Source organism: Acinetobacter sp. ATCC 27244 (genome assembly GCF_000156555.1).
In the GTDB taxonomy this organism is placed as follows: Bacteria; Pseudomonadota; Gammaproteobacteria; order Pseudomonadales; family Moraxellaceae; genus Acinetobacter; species Acinetobacter haemolyticus.
Window position 1 is genome coordinate 1 of record NZ_GG666000.1, and the last position, 568, is coordinate 568.

The window sequence follows — 568 nt, forward strand, 5'->3', positions numbered from 1 at the left end:
GCTGAATATCGAACCCGTGGTGTCGCTTATTGCCCACACTGTGATGGTCCATTGTTCAAAGGTAAACGTGTTGCTGTGATTGGTGGCGGTAACTCTGGTGTGGAAGCTGCGATTGATCTTGCTGGAATTGTTGAACATGTAACCTTGGTTGAGTTCGACACCAAACTTCGAGCGGATCAAGTGTTACAAGATAAGTTAAACAGCTTATCTAATACAACAGTGATCATGAATGCATTGAGTACTGAAGTGCTTGGTGATGGTTCACAAGTGACAGGCTTGAAGTATAAAGATCGCGCTACAGATCAAGAACATGTGGTTGAGCTTGCAGGGATCTTTGTTCAAATTGGTTTATTACCGAATACAGATTTCTTGAAAGACAGCGCTATTGAATTGAGTAATCGTGGTGAGATCATGGTGAATGATCGCAACGAAACCAATGTGAAAGGTGTATTTGCTGCGGGTGACTGTACTACGGTACCTTATAAGCAAATCATCATTGCCACAGGTGAAGGCGCGAAAGCTTCGCTCTCTGCTTTTGATTATATGATTCGTTCTGGTGTTTAATAAA

1 protein-coding gene is annotated in these 568 nt (G+C 42.4%); it reads left to right on the plus strand.

The window, feature by feature from the left end; all coding sequences use genetic code 11:
• The coding region (locus tag HMPREF0023_RS15970) for an FAD-dependent oxidoreductase (protein WP_008942595.1) at positions 1 to 564 on the plus strand (564 nt) is incomplete at its 5' end.
• Positions 565 to 568: the final 4 nt, after the last annotated feature.